The organism is Micromonospora echinospora, from assembly GCF_014203425.1.
In the GTDB taxonomy this organism is placed as follows: Bacteria; Actinomycetota; Actinomycetes; order Mycobacteriales; family Micromonosporaceae; genus Micromonospora; species Micromonospora echinospora_A.
Genome location: NZ_JACHJC010000001.1, coordinates 5,772,193 through 5,794,171 on the forward strand (window position 1 = coordinate 5,772,193; position 21,979 = coordinate 5,794,171).

Below are 21,979 nucleotides of genomic sequence, written 5' to 3' on the forward strand. Positions count from 1 at the left end.
TCAGTCGGCCTGGGCGGCGAGTTCCCGCGCCCGGTCCCGGGCCGCCTCCAGCGCCGCCAGCATTGCCGCGCGTACGCCGTGGTTCTCCAGCTCGCGGATCGCCGAGATGGTGGTGCCGGCGGGCGAGGTCACCGCCTCGCGCAGCTTCACCGGGTGCTCGCCGGAGTCGCGCAGCATCACCGCCGAGCCGATCGCGGTCTGCACGATCAGCTCGTGCGCCACCTGGCGCGGCAGGCCGAGCAGGATGCCGGCGTCGATCATGGCTTCGACCAGCAGGTAGAAGTAGGCGGGACCGGAGCCGGAGAGCGCGGTGACCGCGTCCTGCTGCGACTCGGGCACCCGCACGGTCGAGCCGAGCGGGGAGAACATCTCCTCGGCCAGGGCCAGGTGTTCGCCGGTGGCGTGCGCGCCCGCCGAGATGGCGCTCATCGCCTGGTCGACAAGCGCCGGTGTGTTGGTCATCACCCGGACCACCGGGGTGCCCTCGGGCAGCCGGCGGTTGAAGAACGCGGTCGGCAGGCCGGCGCAGAGCGAGATGACAAGCTTGTCGGCCGGCACCTTCGGGCCGATCTCGTCCAGCAGCGCGGCGGCGTCCTGCGGCTTGACCGACACCGCGAGCACCTCGGCCTCGGTCACCGCCGTGAGGTTGTCCACCACCCGCACGCCGTAGCGGTCGGCCAGCTCCTTCGCCCGGGCGGGGCGCCGCGCGGTGGCGAGCAGCCGCTCCACCGGCCAGCCGGAGCGCAGCAGCCCGGAGAGCATCAGCTCACCGATCTTGCCGGCGCCGATCACCGCGACCGTGTGCACCTCGCGTGCCATCAGCCGTACCCCTTCCCGGGTCGCGTGGGCGTGGCGTGGCGGGCCGGATCACCGGCCCGCCACGCCGTACGCCGTCGGTCAGCTGCCGAAGAAGACCTCGGCCTCGGCGTACCGCTCCAGCGGCACGGTCTTCAGCTCGCGGGTGGCGTCGGCCAGCGGGACGCGGACGATGTCCGTGCTCTGCATCGCGACCATCTTGCCCCAGTCGCCCTCGTGCACCGCGTCGATGGCCTGCAGGCCGAGCCGGGTGGCGAGCACCCGGTCGAACGCGGTCGGGGTGCCGCCGCGCTGGATGTGGCCGAGCACCACGGTGCGGGCCTCCTTGCCGGTCTTGGCCTCCAGCTGCTCGGCGAGCCACTGGCCGATGCCGCCCAGGCGGACGTGGCCGAACGCGTCCAGCTCCTGGTTGTGCAGCACCATCTGGCCGTCCAGCGGCTGGGCGCCCTCGGCGACCACGACGATCGGGGCGTACTGGTGCTGGAAGCGCTTCTCGACGTAGCCGGCGACCTGCTCGACGTCGAACTGCCGCTCCGGCAGCAGGATCACGTTGGCGCCGCCGGCGAGGCCGGCGTGCAGCGCGATCCAGCCGGCGTGCCGGCCCATGACCTCGACCACGAGCGTGCGGTGGTGGCTCTCCGCGGTGGTGTGCAGCCGGTCGATCGCCTCCATCGCGATGTTCACGGCGGTGTCGAAGCCGAACGTGTAGTCGGTGGCACCCAGGTCGTTGTCGATCGTCTTGGGCACGCCGATGACGTGGACGCCCAGCTCGTGCAGCTTCGTGGCGACGCCGAGGGTGTCCTCGCCGCCGATCGCGATCAGCGCGTCCACGCCCTGGGCGGCGAGGTTCTCCTTGATCCGCTCCACGCCGTTCTCGATCTTGAACGGGTTGGTGCGGGACGAGCCGAGGATGGTGCCGCCGCGGGGCAGGATGCCGCGCACCTCGGGGATACCCAGGGGCTTGGTCAGGCCCTCGAGCGGGCCCTTCCAGCCGTCCCGGAAGCCCACGAACTCGTGACCGTAGGTGGCGACGCCCTTGCGGACCACCGCCCGAATCACCGCGTTGAGACCTGGGCAGTCGCCGCCGCCGGTGAGCACGCCGATACGCATGATCTGCTCATCCTCCTGGAGCATCAGGTGAAGCCCGGATAAGCCCCAGGATATGTGTCAGATCAGACCATCGGCGCCGTTGCCGGCCCGGGGCGGGCCGTCACTGCGCACTGTAGTCGCCACAGGTGTACGCCGACACCGCGCCCCGGGCCGTTCCGGACGACGGACGGCCCTACCCGTCAGTAGCTGACCTCGCGGTTCTCCCCCGCCTTCGGCGGCTTGCCGGTCACCGCCGCCTTGGCGAAGCCGAGCAGGTTGACCACGGTGCTGCCGGGCGAGTCCCAGTACTCCGCCGAACCGGCGTGCACCTTGATCAACCTGATCCCCGGCGTCTCCAGGCCGTCCGGGAACCACACCTTGAGCAGCGGGTTCCACAACTCCTTCGCCCGGCCGGCGTCCCACTCCTCGGTGGCGGTGCCGGCCACCGACACCCAGGCGTGGTGGCGTTGGTCGGAGAAACCGACGTTGACCTGGGGGTTGACCCGGATCTGCCGGATCTTGGCGGAGTCGGCGTACGCGAAGAACCACAGATCCCCGTCGAACTCCGCCTCCTGCAGCCCCATCGGCCGGCTGACCAGCCGCCCGTCCACGCCGGTGGTGGTGAGCAGGCAGATCCGGGCGTCCCGGATCAGCTCGGTGACCCGGCGGCGGGCGTCCGCTGCGGTGGTCGGCTCGTTGCTCATGGGCACTCCTGTCTCCGATCGGCGTGATGCCGCTGCGGTGCCCAGGGCGGAACCGGTCAAACCTCCCGCGCGATCATCGCCCGCCACCGCGCCAGGTTGTGCCTCGCGTCGACGAGCGCGTCGTGCCGGTCGGCCTCGGCGTCCGGCAGCCGGGGACGGCCCCTGTCGTCCCAGAGCTGGCGCAGCTCCTTGGTGAACCGGGGGATCTCCCGGGGCAGCGCCGGCATCGCACCCCAGAGCTGGGCCAGCACGACGTGGTCGTACGCGGCGTACCAGGCCCACAACTCCAGCTGCTCGCCCGGCCGGTCCCGCACCGGCTCCAGCAGGAAGTCGTACAGGTCGTCGCGGATGCGCTCACGCGAGCGCCAGGCCCGGTCGGCCGGCGAGGGGAGCTTGTCCAGCACGTTGCGCCGCACCCAGGGCACCGCCCGGGAGTCGTCGAACTCGGTGGAGACCGCGTAGAACTCGCGGCCGTACTCGTCGACGACGCCGATCGACACCAGGTCGACGATGCGGCCGTCCTCGATGAATTCGCAGTCGTAGAAATAGCGGTAAACCATCGCCCTCATCCTCGCCCATCACCGGCACGGGCCGGTCGCCGGGGCGTCCACCGAGGTCGGCGGCGGTGCCGACGGCGGCCGGGCATGGTCACGGAAGTGTTTCCGGGGGTGTACAGCACGCGACGAGAGCGTCATGATCTGATGTGTACCGCCGTCGGGCGCCAAACCGGTTGAGCTGCCTCGTACCGGGACTGACAGCTTCACCCGGTGTGCGAGTTGTGACTTCTGACCGGGGAGGGGTTGGGCCGTGGAGTCTCGCCTGCCGGAGCCAGGTGACGCGCTCACGGGCGTGGAGATGTTCGCCGGGCTGGAGCCGGAGGTGCGGCAGCGGGTCATCGCCGCGGCCGTACCGCGCACCTACCGCAAGGGCCAGCTGCTCTTCGTCGAGAACGACCCCGGCGAGTCGCTGATCGTGCTGCGCCGCGGCGCGGTGGCGGTGTTCCGCACCGCACCGACCGGCGAGCGCGCGGTGCTGTCGGTGATCCGACCCCCGGACGTGCTCGGCGAGGTGTCCCTGTTGGACGCCTCCACCCGCTCGGCGTCGGCCGAGGCGATCGAGGACTCCGCCGCGCTGGCGCTGTCCCGGCCCGCCTTCATGGAGCTGGTCCACTCCAACCCGCGCATCCTGGACGCGGTGATGCGCTCGCTCGGCCAGCTGATCCGGCGGCTCACCGAGCAGAACGCCGACCACGTCTTCCTCGACCTGCCGGGCCGGGTGGCCAAGACGCTGGTCCGGCTGGCCGGCGAGAGCCAGGCCCCGATGATCACGATCGAGCTGAACCAGAGCCAGCTCGCCGAGATGGCCGGCGGCTCGCGGCAGAGCGTCAACCAGGCCATCGGTTCCTTCGCCAGCCGAGGCTGGCTGCGTACCGAGGGACGCCGCATCGTGGTCACCGACGTGGCCGCGCTGCGACGGCGGGCCGGCATGAACGACCGCTGACGCACCGCCTCCGCATCGCGACGGCAGCGCCGGCCACCTCTCGGGGTGGCCGGCGCTGCCGTTCGCGTCCTCAGCGGGTCGGACCGATCCAGCCCGCGTTCGACGTGGCGGCGAAGCCCGGGCCCGCCCAGAAGGTGGGGCCGACCCATGCTCGCCACCATCGGCCTCGGTCCCACGCTGGTGGTCGACGCGGCCACGTTCGTCGTGTCCGCGCTGCTGATCCGTGGCGTACGAGGGCTGTCGGCGCCCGCCGCGCCGGCCGCCGCGCGCGAGCCGTTCCACCAGGTGCTCGGCGCCGGCATGCGCGTGGTCCGGCACAGCCGGGTGGTCCGGGCGGTCTCGGTCGGCTTCCTGGTGCTGGTGACGTTCGCGGCGCTGGACAACCTGGCGCTGGTGCCCCTCGGGCGCACCGCGCTGGCCGCCGACGAGGTGATGATCGGCCTGCTCGCCACCGCCTACGGTGTCGGCATGGTGCTCGGGCCGGTGCTGCTGACCCGGGCCGGCGGGCGTACCCGAATGCAGTTCGTGCTCTACGGCGCGGTGCTCGCGCTCGGCCTGGGGACGCTGGTCACCGGCGTGAGCCCGGTGATCGGTGTGGCGCTGCTCGGGCAGGCGCTGGCCGGAGCCGGCGCGGGCTGGCACCACGTCGCGGCCGACACGCTCATCCAGCAGCACGTGCCCGCCGAACGACTCGGCGTGGTCTTCGGGACCGTCTACATGTTCCCGTACGCGGCGGAAGTGCTCGCCTATCTCGCCGGGGCGTCCCTGCTCGGCCTGATCGGGCCCCGGTGGCTGCTCGTCGTCTCGGGCATCGGCATCCTGGCCACGCTGGCGCTCGTCGTACCGCTGCTCACCCGCGCGCTCGGCGAGCGCGCCAGGCGGCGGACGGAGGTGGCGGCGGTGGCCTGAGCCGCCCGGCAGGGTGGAGCCGGCGGTCGTCCCGCCGGCTCCACCGCCGCGTCAGTCGCTCTTGGTGTCGGCCGGGGGCGCGCTCGGACCCGGGCCGATCTTCGACGGGTCGGTCTTCTTCGGCGGGGTCGTCGTGGTGGTCGTGGTCTCGGTCGATCCGCTACCCGCGGGCTGCTCCACCATGCCTTTTTCCTCCAGTTCGGCGAGGGTTACGGCGTCCACGTCGACCGTGTCACCGACGGCCCACACCGTCCCCCGTGGATCGGTCCATGAGGCGGACAGCCGGACGTGCACGGCAATCTCCCTGTCGACGGGACTTCCTGCTAGGGGAGACTAGACCCGGCCGAACAGCCGTGACGTCCCGCCGACCCGTCGGGTAGCCGACTGCGACGGCCACGCGGGACACTGGGGACCTCACGCGTACGGAGCCGGACATCGACCTCACCTGTGGACAGTGCGCCCGGACCGCCGGGCCGGACGACCGTTTCTGCGGTGGGTGCGGCCGTCCGCTGGCGGCGGCCTGCCCATCCTGCGGCCACGCCAACGACGCCAGCGCCAACTTCTGCACCAACTGCGGCCAGCCGCTGCGCGACCACGCGGTCACGGTGCAGGAGGACCGCCGCCAGGTGAGCGTGCTCTTCATCGACATCGTCGACTTCACGACATACGCCGAACGGGCCGACCCGGAGCAGGCCCGCGGCCTGCAACAGGCCTACTTCGCCACGGTGCGCCGGCTGGTGCACCAGTACGGCGGCGTGGTGGAGAAGTACATCGGCGACGCCGTCATGGCGTTGTTCGGCGCGCCGGTGGCCACCGACAACGACGCGCTGCGCTGCGTACGCGCCGGACTGGAGCTGCAACGCAGCCTGGCCCGGCAGCCGGCCGGACCGCATCCGCCGCTCGGGTTCCGGGTCGGCATCGCCACCGGCGAGGCCCTTGTCGACCTGGCCGCGGCGCGCGACGGCGGCCAGGCGTTCGTCACCGGCGACGTGGTGAACACCGCCAGCCGGTTGCAGGGGCTCGCCCCGGTCGGCGGCGTGGTGGTCGACGAGAGCACCTGGGCGGCCACCCGGCGCGAGATGGAGTACGACGACCAGCCGCCGGTGACGTTGCGCGGCCGGTCCGCGGTGAGCCGGATCTGGCTGGCCGTACGGGCGCGGCCCCGGCGCGACGGGCAGACCGCCGAGCTGACCCCGATGGTCGACCGGGACCACGAGCGGGGCCTGCTGGTCAGCGCGTTGCACCGCACGCTGACCGAGCGCACCTCGCAGCTGCTCACCGTCTTCGGCCCGGCCGGGGTCGGCAAGAGCCGGCTGCTGCGTGAGCTGGCCCGGCACGCAGCCAGCCTGCCCGGCACCCGGGTCACCTGGCTGACCGGCCAGTGCCCGCCGTTCGGCGAGAACGTCACCTACGCCGCGCTGGCCGACATCGTCCGGAGCTGGACCGGGCTGACCGGCGCCGACGACCCGGCCACCATCCGGGACCGGCTGCGCGAGCGGCTGGGCCATCTCGCCGACCCGCACGCGGTACGGCTGGCCGAGGCGCTGGGCCCGCTCGTCGGTGTCTCCGGCGAACGGCTCACCTCGGCCGAGACCGAGGCGGCGTGGCGGCGCTTCCTGCTCGCCCTGGCCGCGACCGGTCCCACGGTGCTCGTCTTCGAGGACATGCACTGGGCCGACGAGGCGATGCTGTCCTTCGTCGAGCAGCTCGGCGCGGCGGCCCGCAACGTGCCGCTGCTCGTCGTCGCGACCGCCCGGCCGGAGCTGCGCGAGCAGCACCCGGCCTGGACCGGCACGATCAGCGGGGCGATGTCCATCTCGGTGCCGCCGATGCACGACGGCGACATCGACACGCTCTACTCACTGCTGCTCGGCCAGGCCACGCTGCCGCAGGACGCGCGGGCGCCGCTGATCGAGTTCGCCGACGGCAACCCGCTCTACGCCCAGGAGTACGCGCGGATGCTGCTCGACGGCGGGCTGGCCGAGCGGACCGCCGCGCTCGCGCTCGTCGACCCGGTCGGGGGCGCCGGGATGCCGCGTACCGTGCAGGCGGTCATCGCCAACCGGCTGGACCTGCTCGACCCGGCCGACCGCGCGGTGCTCCAGGCCGCCTCGGTGGTCGGCGTGCAGTTCTGGGCGGCGCCGGTGGCGCTGGCGCTCGGCCGTCCGACGGAGTGGGTCGAACGGGCGCTGCACCACCTCCAGCGCCGTGACCTCGTCTACGAGCTGCCCGTCTCGACGATGCCCGGCCAGGCGGAGTACCGGTTCCGGCACGTGCTGGTCCGCGACGTCTGCTATCAGCGGCTGCCCCGGGCCGAGCGGGTCGCCCGGCACCAGCGCACCGCCGACTGGCTGGAGCAGCTCGCCGACGGCCGGCAGCACGACCGGGCCGAGGTGCTGGCCAACCACAGGTGGGCGGCGCACGAGATCGCCCGTACGGTCGGCCTGGACCAGGCCCCGCACGCCGCCGCGACCCGGTCCGCGCTGCACCGGGCCGCACGCCGGGCGTACGACCTGCACGCGCTGGAGACCGCTGCCACGCTGGTGGACCGCGCGTTGAGCGTGGAGTGCGGTCCGGACCCGGCGCTCGAGCTGTTCCAGGCCGAGCTGGCGTTCTACCGGGACCGGGACGGCTTCCTCGACGGCGGCGGGACGGCGCTGCTCACCACGCTGGCCGGCCGGCTGGCCGACGCCGGTGACCGGCCCGGCGCGGCGAAGGCGTGGCGGCTGCTGGCCACGGCGGCCTTCGCCCGGGCCGACCGCTCGGAGCTGATGCGCTGCCTCGATCAGGCGATCGGGCTGCACGCCACGCTGCCGGACAGCGAGGACAAGGTCGGCGTGCTGCTGGAGCTGGCCCGGGCGCACATGCTCGACGCGGAGACCGAGCCGGCGTGCGTGGCCGCGCGCACCGCCGCCGAGCTGGCCGAGCGGCTGGGGCTGCGCGAGGCGCGGGCGAACGCGCGCATCACGCTCGCCGTGGTCCGCTACCAGGCCGGCGCCGAGGAGGCGTACGCCGAGCTGGCCGAGGCGACCGAGGAGTGCCGGGTGGAGCGGCTGACCAGCCGCCGCCGCGCGGTGCACAACCTGGCCTGGGTGCTGCAGGAGGAGGGCGACCTGGCCGGCTCGGCCCGGCTGATCGACGAGCAGCGCTCGCTGGACCTGGCCGGCGAGCACGCGCTGACGGTGAGCTTCAGCGACCAGTGGGCCCGGTCGTACTACAGCGGGGACTGGACGGCGGCGCTGCGGATGGCCGAGGGCTCGACGCGGCGCCCGACCGACGAGTGGGACCTGCACATCGTCGCCGTGTCCGGCTGGATCCGGGCGCTCGGCGACGACCCGGCCGGCCCGGACGGCGGCGAGGACCTGGTGGACCAGGCGCTCGTCGCGGCCCGGCGCAGCGGCTTTCAGCGCGTGCTGCGCTCCACGCTGGCGCACGCCGCGCTCTGCCGCGCCGTGCAGGGCCGCCGGGACGAGGCGGTGGCGCTGCTGACCGAGCTGGACGAGGACTGGCGCCAGACCCGGATGATCCCGTTCGCCGAGTGGGTGCCGGCGATCGGCCACGTCGCGGCGCTGCTCGGCGGCGACGCCGCGGTGCTGGTGCGCGACCTGCTGGCCCACGCGCCCCGGGTGACCCGCTGGGCGCGGGCGGCCGGGCGGTCGGCCGAGGCGGCGCTGGCCCGGGGCGACGGGGACGCCGCGCGGGCGGGCCGGCTGCTCACCAGCGCGGCCGAGGGGTACGCGGAGATGACCGACGTCACCGACCAGATGATCGCGTCCGCGCTGGCTGTCGTGCCGCTGACCGAGGCGGACCCACCGGCCGCGGCGGCGACTCTGGCCCGGGTACGCGCGTTCGCCGGCCGGCACGCCGCCACCGGGCTGCTGCGGGTCGCCGGGGCGGGCTGAGGGTCAGGCCGGGAGCGGCTGCCGTGCCGCGACGCCCTTGGCCTTCTGGGCGTACGTGTCGACGTACTCGCGGCCGGACAACTCCATCAGCTCGTACATGATCTCGTCGGTGACCGCCCGCTCGACGAACCGGTCGCCGGCCATCCCGGCGTAGCGGGAGAAGTCCAGCGGCGGCCCGAAGCGGATCCGCACCCGGCCCAGGTTGGGGATGATCTGGCCGGTCGGCTGGATGGCGTCGGAGTTGAGCATGGCCATCGGGACCACCGGGGCGCCGCTCTCCAGCGCCAGCCGCGCCACCCCGGTCTTGCCCCGGTAGAGCCGGCCGTCCGGCGACCGGGTGCCCTCGGGGTAGATGCCGGCGATGCCACCGGCCCGCAGCACCGAGAGCTGGGTGTCGAGGGCGGCCCGGGCGGCGCGGCCGCCGGAGCGGTCGACCGGGATGGTGCCGGAGCCGACGAAGAACATCCTGGTGAGCCAGCCCTTGAGGCCCCTACCCGTGAAGTATTCGGCTTTGGCGATGAATGTGACTTTTCGCTTGACGATCAGCGGGGTGAAGATCGAATCCGAGAAGGAGAGGTGATTGCTGGCGAGGATCACCGGCCCGGTCTCCGGCACGTGCTCCAGTCCCTCGACCTGCGGGCGGAAGATCAGCCTCAGCAGCGGGCCGAGGACGACGTACTTCAGCAGCCAGTACAGCACCGGCGTCCTTCCCGTTCGGTGGCGGCGGGCGGGTCGCCGCGTGGCCCCGGAGGCGCCGGCGGCGCCCGGAGGAGTCCGGGAAGAGGGTACGAACGACGAGCGGCACGCCACAACGCACTCCCGGAACCGGGCTCCGGCGTGTCACGATTCAGGGCACGGGCAGCGAACGGCGAAGGGGGTGTCCGGTGTCAGGGGGCGGGCCCCGTCGGGGACGACGGGACAACGGGCTCGACGCGGCCGAGTACGCGGTCGCGGGCGACGTCGATCCACGCGTCGGCGAGCACCTGCTCGACGTGCTCGCCGCCGGTGGCATCGCGGCCTACCTCCAGCCCTCGGCCGACCTGAACCCGGTGACCCGCACCACCACCGTCCCGGCCCGCCCGGTCGACCGGCTCTACGTCGACAGGTCGCACCTGACCACCGCCCGGGACTACCTCACCCAGCTCGCCGACGAGGACGGCGGCGACCAGCCGCGCGCCGACGAGCCGGACATCGAGGCCGAGTGGGCGAAGATCGTGGCCGGGTTCCACACCGCGCCGAGCGCCGGCACTCACCCCTGGCCCGCGGCCGAGGACGTGGACGACCCGCCCGCGCCGGGCGCCGCCGCCGGCAGCCGCGCCGAGGAGCCGGCCGGCCCGACCGCCACCGACGTGCGCCGGCTGCCGTACGCGGCCGACATCTCCGGCGTCTCGCTGAGCCGGGACCGGCACGACGAGCCCTCGCTGCTGGACGGCCTGGACACGTTCGGCAACAACCTGCCCGACGAGGCGTCGGACGAGGAGCACTACACCCCGCCCCCGCCGCCCCCGCTGCCCCGCTTCTCCAAGTACGCGGTGCTCGGCGTGGCCTGCATAGTGCTCGGCTTCCTGCTGTTCCTGTCCCCCACCGTGGTGTCGCTCGTCGACCCGTCGGTGGTCACGCTGCTCGGCTTCTCCGGCATTCTGGCCGGTTTCGTGATGCTGATCTGGCGGCTGCGCCCGGGCGACCGGGACGACCACGACCCGGACGACGGCGCGGTCGTCTGACGCCGCGCCGACCGGCTCCGCCCGGATGGCGGGACGCCGCTCGCCCTGGGCCGAGGCGAAACAAGCGTGTAACTTACAGTCAGTAGGAATAGGCCGAACGTCACGTCCCGCACCGGCTGTCCGGCTTGCGTATCTTCCGGGTCGCCGGTCCCCTGCTGAGCGGAATGCCCGATGCGACAGAGCCCTCTCGTGGTGGTGGCGAACCGCCTCCCCATCGACGACAGTGTGGCGCCCGACGGCGCCTTCGAGTGGCGCCGCAGCCCCGGCGGCCTGGTGAGCGCCCTGCACCCGCTGCTGCGGCAGACGCCAGCAACCTGGGTCGGCTGGGCCGGCGGCACCGGTCCCGCGCCCGCGCTGCCGGACGTGGACGGCGTCCGCATGCACAGCGTGCCGCTGAGCGCCGAGGACTTCCGCGACCACTACGAGGGCTTCGCCAACGCCACCCTCTGGCCGCTGTACCACGACGCCGTCGAGCAGCCGGAATACCACCGCCGGTGGTGGGAGGCGTACCAGCGGGTCAACCAGCGCTTCGCCGAGGCCGCAGCCGAGGTGGCCGAGCCGGGCGGCCTGGTCTGGGTGCAGGACTACCACCTCCAGCTGGTGCCCGGCCTGCTCCGCGACCTGCGCCCGGACCTGCGCATCGGCTTCTTCCTGCACGTGCCGTTCCCGCCGCCGGAGCTGTTCATGCAGTTGCCGCGCCGGGCCGAGCTGCTGCGCGGTATGCTCGGCGCCGACCTGATCGGCTTCCAGCGGGCCCAGGCCGCGCACAACTTCGCCCAGCTCGCCACCAAGGTGCTCGGCCTGCCCGCGACCGACCGGCGGATCGGCGTGGACGGCCGAGTGGTGCGCATCGGCGCCTTCCCGGTCGCCATCGACACCGCCGAGATGTCCGCGCTCGCGGCGCGCCCGGAGGTCGCCGAACGGGCCCGCCGGCTACGGCAGGACCTCGGCCAGCCGGAGCAGGTGATCCTCAGCGTCGACCGGATGGACTACACGAAGGGCATCGAGCAGCGCCTCAAGGCGTACCGCGAACTGCTCGCCAGCGGCGACATCAAGGTCCGCGACACCGTGCTGGTCCAGGTGGCGGTGCCCAGCCGCGACCGGGTGGCGCAGTACCAGATCCTGCGGGACCGGGTGGAGCACCAGGTCGGGCGGATCAACGGCGAGTTCGGCCGGGTCGGCGAGCCGGCGATCCACTACCTCTCCCAGCCGTTCGACCGGGCCGAGCTGGTCGCGCTCTACCGCGTCGCGGACGTGATGGCGGTGACGCCGCTGCGCGACGGGATGAACCTGGTGGCGAAGGAGTACGTGGCGGCCCGGGTCGACGGCACCGGCGCGCTGCTGCTCAGCGAGTTCGCCGGCGCCGCCTCCGAGCTGGAGCAGGCGTACCTGGTAAACCCGCACGACCTCGACGGCCTCAAGCAGGGGCTGCTGGCCGCGCTGCGCGCCGGCCCGGAGGACGTGGCGGCCCGGATGGGCGCCATGCGCGAACACCTGGCGCGCAACGACATCCACGCCTGGGCGGCGTCCTACCTGAGCGCGCTGGAGGAGAGCGGGTCGCTCGCCGGCCGCCGCGCCGCCACCCGCTGAGCCGGCGCCCCGGCGCTCACCCCGCCGTGGACTCCGGGTCCTTGTCCAGCCAGTCCAGGATCGCGTCGATCGGCTCCCGCCAGCGGGCGTCGAGCATCAGGTCGTGCCCCATGCCGGGGAAGAGCAGCGGCGCGGAGGCGTACCGCTGGGCGGCCCGGACCAGCGCGGACGCCGGCACCACCCGGTCGTCCGGGCTGCCGAGCACCAGCACCGGCGGCCGGCCCACCGCCGGCTCCGGACCCCGGCCGGTCAGCAGCTGCCACTGCGCCCGCCGACCGGCCCGGCCCAGCCGGGCCAGGTGCCGCCGGGCGTCGGCGTCGGGCAGCTCCCGGCTGAACAGCTGCCGCCGGTTGAGCCGCAGCCCGGCGCCGAAGACCGCCGGCACGGTCCCGGCCGGATTGCGCCGCAACGCCGTGCCGAACGTCGCCCAGCCGCCGAGCACCGGCGCCACCAGCACCGCCGCCCGCGCCGGATAGCGGGCCAGCGCGTGCGCCACGACCCGGGCGCCGGCGCCGTGCCCCACCAGCACCGCCTGCCGCGGCAGGCTCGCCGCCACCTGCGTCACGTCATGGGTGTACGAGCGCAGCGTCGCCTCCGGCGCCGGCTCGCTGCCGCCGTGCCCGCGCAGGCTCAGCGCGTACGCCGGGAAGCCGCGACCGGCGGCGTGCCCCAGCCAGTGCTCGGCGAACGCCCACGCGCCGTGGCCGAACCCGGGCACGAACAGCAGCGGCGGCTTCGCCTCCTCCCGCTCCGGCACCGCGGCGAGGACCTCGCGGCGGGCGGGCCGCTCCGGCCGGGCCCACTCCCAGGACCGGACCACCCGCATCCGCTCAGTCGTCACCGTGCCTGCCCTTCGTTCGCGACTGCGGGACTCCGCTGCGCTGCGTTCCTCGCCCTCACCGGGCCTGCCTTTCGTTCGCGACTGCGGGACTCCGCTGCGCTGCGTTCCTCGCCCTCACCGGGCCTGCCTTTCGTTCGCGACTGCGGGACTCCGCTGCGCTGCGTTCCTCGCCCTCACCGTGTGCCCTCCAGCTCGTGCAGCGCCCGCTGGAGCGCGCGCAGGTAGTCGGCGTGCCCGACCTCGAACCAGTGCCGGGTGCTGTCCTTGACCTTGGCCGAGTACCGCTCGCCGAGGCCCGCGCGGACCTTGCGGTCGAACGCGGCGGCCCGCTCCGGCCGGGTGGCGCGCAGCGTGAGCAGCCGGGCGAACAGCACGCTCTGCCAGTGCGAGATGGGGAAGATGCCGGAGTCCGGCTGCACCAGGCCGACCACGGCGAGCGTGGGATGCCCGGCGGTGAACGCGTTGAGCCACAGCCGGGGCCGCCCGGAGTCGTCCTCGTCGCCGAGCACCTGTCCCTTGAGGAACTCGAAGCGCGGCAGGTATCCGGTGGCGAAGACGACGAGCTCGGGGTCGATGCGCCGGCCGTCGGTCAGCTCCACCGCGCGGTCGTCGAACCGGGCCACGTCCGGCACCGGCGTGACCTCGCCGTGCCCGACGTAGTAGACGAGCTGGCTGTTGGCGATCGGGTGCGTCTCGTAGACGCGGTGGTCCGGCTTGGGCATGCCGAACCGGGTCAGGTCGCCGACGGTCAGCCGCAGCGTCCAGTGGTAGAGCCACTGCCGTACCCGCAGCGGCACCCGCAGCGCCAGCAGCGTGTCGTTCACCTGGTCGGCGGGGCGGCCGAGGACGTACTTCGGGGCGTACCAGTAGCCGCGCCGGGTGGAGTGCCAGCAGTGCGACGCCTGCTGGGCCGCCTCGACAGCGATGTCGCAGCCGGTGTTGCCCGCACCCACCACCAGCACCCGCTTGCCGCGCAACTGCGCCGGGTCCTTGTAGGACGAGGCGTGCATGACCTCGCCGCGGAACTGCTCCAGCCCTTCGTAGCGGGGCAGCTTCGGCGACCAGTTGTGCCCGTTGGCGAGCACCACCGCGGCGTACCGGGAGGTGCGCTCGGGACCGTAGCCGCCGGTGCTGCGCGTGGTGACGTCCCACCGGTCCCCCTCGACCGGCTCGACCCGTACCACCTCGGTGCCGAACCAGACGTGCTGGCGCAGGTCGAAGTGGTCGGCGTACCGCTCGAAGTAGGACAGGAGCTGGCTGTGGTGCGGGTAGTCCGGCCAGTCGTCAGGCATCGGGAAGTCGGGGAACTGGGTGAACGGCCGGGACGAGATCAGGTGCGTGCTGGCGTACACCGGACTGCGGTCGTGCCGCCAGTTCCAGGCGCCGCCGACGCCTGTCTCCCGCTCGTAGCAGTCCACGCCGAAGCCGGCCTCGCGGAGGTTCTTGACGGCGGTCAGGCCGCTGGCGCCGGCGCCGATGACGCAGACCGTGTCACCCCGGTCGGAGACCGGGCGTTCGGCACGGCTCGGTACGGCCGTCTGGTCCGGATCGGGGTGGCCGAGCTCGGTGGAGGAGGACACCGCGAAATCCTGCCGAGAATGCCAGCCGTTGTCCAGCCACCGATTTCCGGGGACGGTCAGGCGGTCGGCAGCAGCAGGTCGACCAGCACCGGGAAGTGGTCGCTGGCGCGGCGGGTCAGCGGCGTGTCCACCACGTCGTAGTCGACCACGGTGATCCGGGGGTCGACGAAGAGCGCGTCGATGCGGCGGCGCGGGTCGGCGCAGGAGAACGTGTGCCGGTCGGCCCGGTCGGCGGCCAGCGCCGCGTCGGTGAGCCCTTCGGCGACCGTCTGCCAGGCCGGCCCGTCCGGGCCCTCGTTGAGGTCCGCGCCGGCCACCACGGGCAGCGTGGACGCGGCCAGCTCCCGCTTGAACGCCGCCGCCTGCGCCGGCCGCTCGGCCGGGTCGGTGGACAGGTGCGAGCCGGCCAGCAGCAGGTCGACACCGCCGACCCGGCACCGCGCGTACGCGGCGCCGCGCATGTGCCGACCCGGCGTCAGCGGATACCGCTGGCAGCTGGTGTCGGTGACCCGCACCCGCAGGCTGGTCAGCAGCACGTTGCCCAGCGACGGCAGGCCACCGGCCGCCACCACCATGCCGAACGACTCGGCGAGCGCGGCGCACTTCTGCCGCCACCGGAACCGGCGCGGTCCCTCCTGGACGATCACCACGTCCGGGTCCGCGCCCCGGACCACCTCGGCCAGCGCGGCGGTGTCGTCCCGCTGTCCGTGGACGTTGTACGACACCACCCGCAGCGGCACACCCGAGTCCGTCATGTCAGATCCGCCGGGCCAGGTCGGCGGCGCCGATCACGCCGGCGGTGTTGCCGAGCTCGGCCGGGCGTACCTCGGCGACGGGCAGGCGGCTGCGCTGGGCCAGCGCCTCGGCGAACGACCGGCGGGTCGGGCCGAGCAGCAGGTCACCGGCGTCGATCACGCCGCCGCCCACCACGAGCACCTGCGGGTCGAGGATCTGCGCCATGTCGGCGAGGCTGGTGCCGAGCCAGCGGCCGACCTGGGCGAACGCCTCGGTGGAGACCGGGTCGCCGCCCTTGGCCGCGGCGGTCACCATCGGGCCGGTGATCAACTCGGCCTCGCCGTCGGCCAGCTCCAGCAGCGCTGCGGCCCGGTGCGGCTCCTGCCGGGCGGCGGCGCGGGCGAAGCGGACCAGGGCGCTGCCGCTGGCGTACTGCTCGATGCAGCCCAGCCGGCCGCAGCCGCACTGGTGGCCGTCCGGCACGGTGAGCATGTGCCCCAGCTCGGCGGCGATGCCGTTGGCGCCGCGGACCAGGTCGCCGCCGAGCACGATGCCGCCGCCGACGCCGGTGCCGATGGTGAACATGACCATCGAGTCGTCGGCGTCGCGGGCCGCGCCGTAGCGGAACTCCGCCCAGGCGGCCACGTTCCCGTCGTTCTCCACGATCACCGGCAGGCCGGTGGCGTCCCCGACGTACGTGCGCAGCGGCTCGTCCCGCCAGGCCAGGTTCGGGGCGAACAGCACGGTGGAGCGGGAGGCGTCGATCCAGCCGGCGGCGCCGATGCCGACCGCCTCGACGGCGTGACCGGCGGCCAGCTCGGTGACGACCTCGATGATGACGTCGCGGGTCTTGGCCACGTCGTCGGCGGGGGTGTCCCGTCGCGTCTGCACGAGTACCGCGCCGGCGTCGTCCACGACACCGCCGGCCACCTTCGTGCCACCGACGTCGACTCCGATGGTCAGCGTCACCGCTGCCACTCCCCTCTGCTGTGCTGCCCGGGAACCGGCCGAACCGGCCGTACGGTCCCGGGATGTCCGGTGGTCAGGCCCCGTCGCCTGGTGCGTCCGCGCCCACCTCGCCGGACGCCCGCGAGGCGGGCACCACGGGACGGCCGGCCGGTGGCCGGCTCGTCGCCGGTTCCTGCGGCCCGGCGGCGTCGGCGGCACCCGCATCGGCCGCGCCCTCCCCCCGGGTGGCGGCGGACCACACGTCCTGCTCGGGTGCCGGCTGAGAATCATGCCCGGTACGGGTCGCCTCGCGCCACACGTGGTCCCCCGATCCGCCCGGCGCGGCGCCGCCGGTGTCGGCCGGCTGCTCCGGCTCGGCCGGGGTGAACGCGCGGAGCATGCTGGCGACACCGGCCGCAAGGTCCCCGGCGCCGGTGGCGAGCCGCTCGGCGAACTCGGGACTCGGGTCACGCAACGCGGCGATACCGCGACAGACGGGGCAGACACAGCATTCCGGGGAGCCGGTGGCGAAACCGGCGGGGCCGGACGCCCGCGGACCGGAACCGGTGTCCGAGCCGGTGTGACCGAGGACACCGGAGAGGATCCCACCGAGCGGACCCCAGGGGCCGGAGCCCGGCGTGGCGGCGGCCAGCTTCGCGGTGGCCAGCAGTGTGGCGACGAGGCGCTCGGCCTCTTCCCGGGCCGAACCCGGATCAGTGGTGCCCATGGTTCGGCTCCTCCAGCGTGACTACCGGGACGACGGTCGGGTCTCCTGCGCCGCACCGGGTGCTTCTACCCGGCGCTTGAGCTGCTTCAACGCCGTATCCATGATCATTTTCTCGGCCTTGCGGCGGAACATGCCGAGCATCGCCACGGACAGCTCCACCTCCAGGGTGTAGGTCACCGTGGTCGTCCCGTCCGGGTTGCCCACCAGGTCGTACGACCCGCGCTGGGACCGCTGCATCTTCGACGGGGCGACCAGGTGCCACTCGATCCGGGAGATGTCCTCGGCGTACTCGTAGGCCAGCACGTACTCGTCGGCCAGCACGCCCGCGTCGAGCGTGAACCGGACCTGACTGGCGTAGCCGTCCTCGTACTCCTCGATCACCTCGGCCTCGCGGACCGCCTCGGTCCACTCGGGGTAACTGGGGAAGTCGCAGATGACGGCCGCCACCCGATCCGGTGACGCGCCGATGATGATCGACTGGGTGGAGGAGTCCGCCATGGGGGGAGGCTACCCGGCCGCGTCCCGGCCGGCGCCGCTCCACCCGCCGACGGCGTCCCACCAGCCGGTCAGGCAACCTCCCTGGCCGACCCCCCGGGGTGTGCGGGTAGGTTTCGACAGAGCTGACCAGGCCGGCCCCCGCCGGTAGAGCACGAGGGAGTGCAGGTGCGCGAGTTCTCCGTCCCGCCGATCGTCACCGTCGGCGACTCGGCCAACCTGACCGACCCGGTCTGGGAAAACGCCGAGGTCGCCCCGGACACCGTGCAGTTCGTCCGTCCCGGCGCGGGGACGGCGGCGCGCGAGGAGGTGACCTGCCGGCAGTTCCGCGACGAGGTGGTCGCGGTGGCCCGGGGCCTGATCGCGGCCGGCGTCTCCCCCGGCGACCGGGTCGGCCTGATGAGCCGCACCCGCTACGAGTGGACCCTGTTCGACTACGCGATCTGGGCCGCCGGCGCGGTCACCGTGCCGATCTACGAGACCTCCAGCGCCGAGCAGGCCGCCTGGATCCTCGGCGACTCCGGCGCCGTCGCCGTGGTGGTGGAGAGCACCGCGCACGCCACCCTGGTCGCCGGTGTCCGGGACCGGCTGCCCGAGCTGCGCGAGGTCTGGCAGATCGACCTGGGCGTGGTGGACGAGCTGGTCGCCGCCGGCGAGGCGGTGGACCCGGCCGAGGTCGACACGCGCCGCTCCATGCTCAAGGCCGGCGACGTCGCCACGATCATCTACACCAGCGGCACCACCGGCCGGCCGAAGGGCTGCGTGCTGACGCACCGCAACATCTACACCGACATCGCCAACGCGGTGCCGGTGCTGCCGAACCTGTTCCGCCCGGGCGCCTCGACGCTGCTGTTCCTGCCGCTCGCGCACGCCTTCGCCCGGCTCATCCAGGTCGGCGTGGTGCACGCCCGGGCCACCATGGCGCACTGCGCGGACACCACGAACCTGGTCGCCGAGCTGCAGGACTTCCGGCCCACGTTCGTGCTCTCCGTACCCCGGGTCTTCGAGAAGGTCTACAACGGCGCGCGGCAGAAGGCCGAGGCCGAGGGCAAGGGCAAGATCTTCGACCGGGCGGAGAAGGTCGCCATCGCCTGGAGCGAGGCGCAGGAGCTGCCGGGCGGTCCGGGCCTGGCGCTGCGCGCGCAGCACACCCTCTTCGACAAGCTGGTCTACCGCAAGCTGCGGGCGGCGATGGGCGGCCGGTGCCGCGACGCCATCTCCGGCGGCGCGCCGCTGGGCGCGCGGCTCGGGCACTTCTTCCGCGGCGTCGGGGTGACCATCTGCGAGGGGTACGGCCTGACCGAGACCTCCCCGGCCGCCGCCGCCAACCTGCCCACCGGCACCCGGATCGGCACCGTCGGCCGCCCCCTGCCCGGCGTCACCATCCGCATCGACGACGACGGCGAGGTCCTCATCGCCGGCGACATCGTCTTCCAGGGCTACTGGCACAACGAGGCGGCCACCGACGAGGCGATCAGCGCCGACGGCTGGTTCCGCACCGGCGACCTCGGGCACCTCGACGACGACGGCTACCTGAGCATCACCGGCCGCAAGAAGGAGATCATCGTGACCGCCGGCGGCAAGAACGTCGCCCCGGCGGTGCTGGAGGACCAGGTCCGGGCGCACCCGCTGATCAGCCAGTGCGTGGTGGTCGGCGACCGGCAGCCGTTCATCGCCGCGCTCGTCACCATCGACGAGGAGGCGCTGCCGAAGTGGCTGGCCGCGCAGGGCCGCCCGGAGACCACGAGCATCGCCGAGCTGCGCGAGGACGCGGCGCTGCGCGCCGAGGTGCAGGGCGCGATCGACCAGGCCAACCAGGCGGTCTCCAAGGCCGAGGCGATCAAGGTGTTCCGGATCCTGCCGCAGGACTTCACCGAGACCACAGGTGAGCTGACCCCGTCGCTGAAGGTCAAGCGGCAGGTCGTGCACAAGACGTACGCCTCGGAGATCGCCGAGATCTACCAACGCTGACTACGATCCGTCACGTGCCCGCCTCCACATCCGGCCAGCCGCAGACGCAGCCCCTCGCGGTCGCGGCCCGCGCGGTTCTCCTCGCGCTGGTCGCCGCCCTGACCCTGTTCGCCACCCGCGACGCCGCCCAGCTCTGGTGGATCGCCCTGCTGGGCGTCGCGGGGCTGCCCGCCGTGCTCGCCCCGCAGCACCGGCTGCTCACCTCGATCAGCCGGTTCGCCGAGGTGGTGGTGCTCGGGCTGGCCGCCAGCCAGGTCGCCGCCGACACCCATCTCACCGGTGTCACCGGCGGGGTGGGCGCCTCGGCGGTGCTGCCGTACCTCGCCGTGCCGGTCACCGTGACCGCGCTGAGCCGCCGCTTCCGCGAGGGCGCCGCGCTGCTCGTGGTGGCGGCGGCGACGCTCGTGGCCAGCGCCGCGTTCACCCAGGTCGACGGTGGCGCGCAGCTCGGTCAGGTCGGCTACCTGGCGGTCTGCGCCCAGTGGCTGATCCTGGCCGGTCTCGGCCTCTACACCGCCGGCACGCTCCAGCGCGTGATGCGGGTCCGCGGCGAGGGCAAACCCCAGCCGTACGCCGAGGCGACCCGGCTGCTCACCCAGCTGCGTACGGTCGCCCGGCAGCTGCCCGGCGCCACGCTGGACCCGGGCGGCATCTCCGAGCACCTGCTGGAGGAGCTGCGGGTGGTGGCGAAGACCGACCGGGGCGCGGTGCTCTCCGCCAGCGGCGGCGGCCGGCTGGTCGTGCTGGCCCAGATCGGCGCGGACCGGGTCGACTGGGAGACCACGCTCGACGCCGACTCGGCCATCGCCGACGCCTGGGCCAGCCAGCAGCCGACCGTCTCGTCCCGCTCGCAGGGCCGCTCCCGGCGCTCCGGGGAGGTCTCCGCGCTGATCGTGCCGCTGGTGGCCGGCGTGCGCACGGTCGGCCTGGTGGTGATCGAGGCGGACACCGCTGCCGCGTACCCGCCGCCTGTGGTGTCCCGGGTGACGGCGCTGACCGGCCCGGCGGCGCTGCGGCTGGAGGCGGCGCTGCTCTTCGACGAGGTGCGCTCGCTGGCGACGAACGAGGAGCGGCAGCGGCTGGCCCGGGAGATCCACGACGGGGTCGCCCAGGAGCTGGTCATGGTCGGGTACGGCATCGACAACGCCCTGGCCACCGTGCACGAGGACGCGGAGGAGACCGCCGACTCGCTGCGCACGCTGCGCCAGGAGGTGACCCGGGTGATCACCGAGCTGCGGCTGAGCCTGTTCGAGCTGCGCAGCGAGGTGGACCGGCACGGTGGCCTGGCCGCCGCCATCGCCGAGTACGCCCGTACCGTCGGCGCCTCCGGCGGCCTGCGGGTGCACCTGTCGCTCGACGAGTCCACCGCGCGGCTGCCGGCCGCGACCGAGGCCGAGTTGCTGCGCATCGCGCAGGAGGCGGTGACGAACGCCCGCAAGCACGCCGGCGCCTCGAACCTCTGGGTCACGTGCGAGGTGGATCCCCCGTACACCCGAATTGAAGTGTCGGATGACGGTCACGGCATCGGTGACCAGCGCCCGGACGGGCACTATGGCCTTGCGATCATGGCGGAGAGGGCGGAACGTATCCGAGGCCGGTTGGAGATCAGGCCACGTCAACCCAGTGGGACGACAGTGGCCGTGGTGCTCGGCTCGTCGCCCCGGCGCGATAAGGTGCGCGGCAGCGCCGCAGCAGCAGAAGGGGAGTAACCCGAGGATGACCAGCAGTCCGACACCGGCCACCCGTACCAAGGTTCTCCTAGTCGACGACCACGACCTCATCCGCAAGGGCCTGCGGCACGCCTTCGAGCGTGACCGCCAGTTCGAGGTCGTGGGCGAGGCCGCCACCGCCGCGGAGGGCGTGCGCCAGGCCGGCGCGCTCCAGCCCGACGTGGTGATCATGGACCTTCGCCTGCCCGACGGCAGCGGCCTGGAGGCCACCCGCGCCCTGCGCAAGTCCAGCGCGTCGATGGGCATCGTCGTGCTGACCATGTACGCCGGCGACGACCAGCTCTTCGGTGCCCTGGAGGCCGGCGCGAGCGCGTTCGTGCCGAAGACCGCGCCGGCCGACGAGGTGGTCGCCGCGGCCCGGCACGCCGCCTCCTCCCCCAGCGCGTTCACCGCCGCCGACCTGGCCGAGGCGATGAAGCGCCGGCTGGCGCCGTCCGGCCCGCAGCTGTCCCCCCGCGAGGGCCAGGTGCTGCGGCTGCTCGCCGACGGCATGAGCGTGGCCGGCATCGCCAAGCAGCTGTTCGTCAGCGAGTCGACCGCCAAGACCCACATCTCCAAGCTCTACGAGAAGCTGGGCGCGGCCAACCGGGCCCAGGCGCTGATGACCGCGCTGCGGCTGGGCCTGCTCGAGGCCCCGGACGCGCCCAAGTTCTGAGGCACACCGCCGGAAGAGGCCCCGTCCGCCACGGACGCGGGCCTCTTCGGCGTCACGGGTGCG

General features: G+C 73.6%; 20 protein-coding genes. 8 read left to right on the top strand and 12 right to left on the bottom strand.

Annotation, left to right across the window (positions count from 1 at the left end):
* The 4 genes from proC to FHU28_RS25780 form a co-directional block, all read right to left on the bottom strand.
* A complete protein-coding gene (proC, locus tag FHU28_RS25765; protein ID WP_184686954.1) occupies window positions 1-819 on the bottom strand; it encodes a pyrroline-5-carboxylate reductase in 819 nt (272 codons plus the stop codon).
* A 78-nt stretch (window positions 820-897) separates the two neighbouring features.
* The gene (locus tag FHU28_RS25770) at window positions 898-1,926 is read right to left on the bottom strand and encodes a 6-phosphofructokinase (protein ID WP_073831551.1); all 1,029 of its coding nucleotides are present in this window, start codon (window positions 1,924-1,926) and stop codon (window positions 898-900) included.
* Between the two features lie 179 nt (window positions 1,927-2,105).
* On the bottom strand, window positions 2,106-2,609 hold the full coding sequence (locus FHU28_RS25775; protein ID WP_184686955.1) for a pyridoxamine 5'-phosphate oxidase family protein: 504 nt from the start codon (window positions 2,607-2,609) through the stop codon (window positions 2,106-2,108).
* Between the two features lie 56 nt (window positions 2,610-2,665).
* Window positions 2,666-3,169: a polyadenylate-specific 3'-exoribonuclease AS gene (locus tag FHU28_RS25780; RefSeq protein ID WP_184686956.1), complete on the bottom strand. Its 504-nt coding sequence runs from the start codon at window positions 3,167-3,169 to the stop codon at window positions 2,666-2,668.
* A 247-nt stretch (window positions 3,170-3,416) separates the two neighbouring features.
* Here FHU28_RS25780 and FHU28_RS25785 point away from each other — a divergent pair, with 247 nt between their 5' ends.
* On the top strand, window positions 3,417-4,109 hold the full coding sequence (locus tag FHU28_RS25785) for a Crp/Fnr family transcriptional regulator (RefSeq protein ID WP_184686957.1): 693 nt from the start codon (window positions 3,417-3,419) through the stop codon (window positions 4,107-4,109).
* 147 nt (window positions 4,110-4,256) lie between these two features.
* Window positions 4,257-5,018, top strand: a complete 762-nt coding sequence (locus tag FHU28_RS25790) for an MFS transporter (protein ID WP_184686958.1) — start codon at window positions 4,257-4,259, stop codon at window positions 5,016-5,018.
* A gap of 51 nt (window positions 5,019-5,069) precedes the next feature.
* Here the strand turns inward: FHU28_RS25790 and FHU28_RS25795 are convergent, their stop codons facing one another.
* Window positions 5,070-5,312, bottom strand: a complete 243-nt coding sequence (locus FHU28_RS25795; RefSeq protein ID WP_073831519.1) for a hypothetical protein — start codon at window positions 5,310-5,312, stop codon at window positions 5,070-5,072.
* A 140-nt stretch (window positions 5,313-5,452) separates the two neighbouring features.
* On the opposite strand from FHU28_RS25795, the gene FHU28_RS25800 reads away from it, so the two are divergent.
* On the top strand, window positions 5,453-8,920 hold the full coding sequence (locus FHU28_RS25800; RefSeq protein ID WP_184689911.1) for an ATP-binding protein: 3,468 nt from the start codon (window positions 5,453-5,455) through the stop codon (window positions 8,918-8,920).
* A 3-nt stretch (window positions 8,921-8,923) separates the two neighbouring features.
* Here the strand turns inward: FHU28_RS25800 and FHU28_RS25805 are convergent, their stop codons facing one another.
* Window positions 8,924-9,619 (bottom strand): lysophospholipid acyltransferase family protein, encoded by a 696-nt coding sequence (locus FHU28_RS25805; protein ID WP_184686959.1) that lies wholly within the window; start codon window positions 9,617-9,619, stop codon window positions 8,924-8,926.
* A gap of 185 nt (window positions 9,620-9,804) precedes the next feature.
* Between FHU28_RS25805 and FHU28_RS25810 the strand changes: the two genes are divergently transcribed.
* Complete coding sequence (locus FHU28_RS25810) at window positions 9,805-10,644, top strand: DUF308 domain-containing protein (protein WP_184686960.1); 840 nt, start codon at window positions 9,805-9,807, stop codon at window positions 10,642-10,644.
* Window positions 10,645-10,815: 171 nt separating this feature from the next.
* Window positions 10,816-12,234 carry an alpha,alpha-trehalose-phosphate synthase (UDP-forming) gene (locus FHU28_RS25815; protein WP_184686961.1) on the top strand — a complete coding sequence of 473 codons (1,419 nt, stop codon included), beginning with the start codon at window positions 10,816-10,818 and terminating at the stop codon, window positions 12,232-12,234.
* A gap of 16 nt (window positions 12,235-12,250) precedes the next feature.
* On the opposite strand, the gene FHU28_RS25820 is transcribed toward FHU28_RS25815, so the two are convergent.
* The 6 genes from FHU28_RS25820 to FHU28_RS25845 all read right to left on the bottom strand — a co-directional run bounded on the left by FHU28_RS25820 (window position 12,251) and on the right by FHU28_RS25845 (window position 17,563).
* Window positions 12,251-13,060: an alpha/beta hydrolase gene (locus tag FHU28_RS25820; protein WP_184689912.1), complete on the bottom strand. Its 810-nt coding sequence runs from the start codon at window positions 13,058-13,060 to the stop codon at window positions 12,251-12,253.
* Between the two features lie 188 nt (window positions 13,061-13,248).
* The gene (locus FHU28_RS25825) at window positions 13,249-14,655 is read right to left on the bottom strand and encodes a flavin-containing monooxygenase (protein ID WP_184686962.1); all 1,407 of its coding nucleotides are present in this window, start codon (window positions 14,653-14,655) and stop codon (window positions 13,249-13,251) included.
* Between the two features lie 56 nt (window positions 14,656-14,711).
* On the bottom strand, window positions 14,712-15,410 hold the full coding sequence (locus FHU28_RS25830; RefSeq protein ID WP_184686963.1) for an endonuclease/exonuclease/phosphatase family protein: 699 nt from the start codon (window positions 15,408-15,410) through the stop codon (window positions 14,712-14,714).
* 1 nt (window position 15,411) lies between these two features.
* Window positions 15,412-16,368 (bottom strand): ROK family glucokinase, encoded by a 957-nt coding sequence (locus FHU28_RS25835; RefSeq protein ID WP_184686964.1) that lies wholly within the window; start codon window positions 16,366-16,368, stop codon window positions 15,412-15,414.
* A 64-nt stretch (window positions 16,369-16,432) separates the two neighbouring features.
* Entirely contained in the window at window positions 16,433-17,065 is a 633-nt protein-coding gene (locus FHU28_RS25840; protein ID WP_184686965.1) for a hypothetical protein, read from the bottom strand.
* A gap of 21 nt (window positions 17,066-17,086) precedes the next feature.
* Window positions 17,087-17,563, bottom strand: a complete 477-nt coding sequence (locus FHU28_RS25845; protein WP_184686966.1) for an SRPBCC family protein — start codon at window positions 17,561-17,563, stop codon at window positions 17,087-17,089.
* Window positions 17,564-17,728: 165 nt separating this feature from the next.
* On the opposite strand from FHU28_RS25845, the gene FHU28_RS25850 reads away from it, so the two are divergent.
* The 3 genes from FHU28_RS25850 to FHU28_RS25860 are packed head-to-tail and all read left to right on the top strand — an operon-like array spanning window position 17,729 to window position 21,916.
* Window positions 17,729-19,531 carry an AMP-dependent synthetase/ligase gene (locus tag FHU28_RS25850; RefSeq protein WP_184686967.1) on the top strand — a complete coding sequence of 601 codons (1,803 nt, stop codon included), beginning with the start codon at window positions 17,729-17,731 and terminating at the stop codon, window positions 19,529-19,531.
* Window positions 19,532-19,545: 14 nt separating this feature from the next.
* Window positions 19,546-21,240 (top strand): sensor histidine kinase, encoded by a 1,695-nt coding sequence (locus FHU28_RS25855; RefSeq protein WP_184686968.1) that lies wholly within the window; start codon window positions 19,546-19,548, stop codon window positions 21,238-21,240.
* A 7-nt stretch (window positions 21,241-21,247) separates the two neighbouring features.
* Window positions 21,248-21,916, top strand: a complete 669-nt coding sequence (locus FHU28_RS25860) for a response regulator transcription factor (RefSeq protein WP_013287678.1) — start codon at window positions 21,248-21,250, stop codon at window positions 21,914-21,916.
* Window positions 21,917-21,979: the final 63 nt, after the last annotated feature.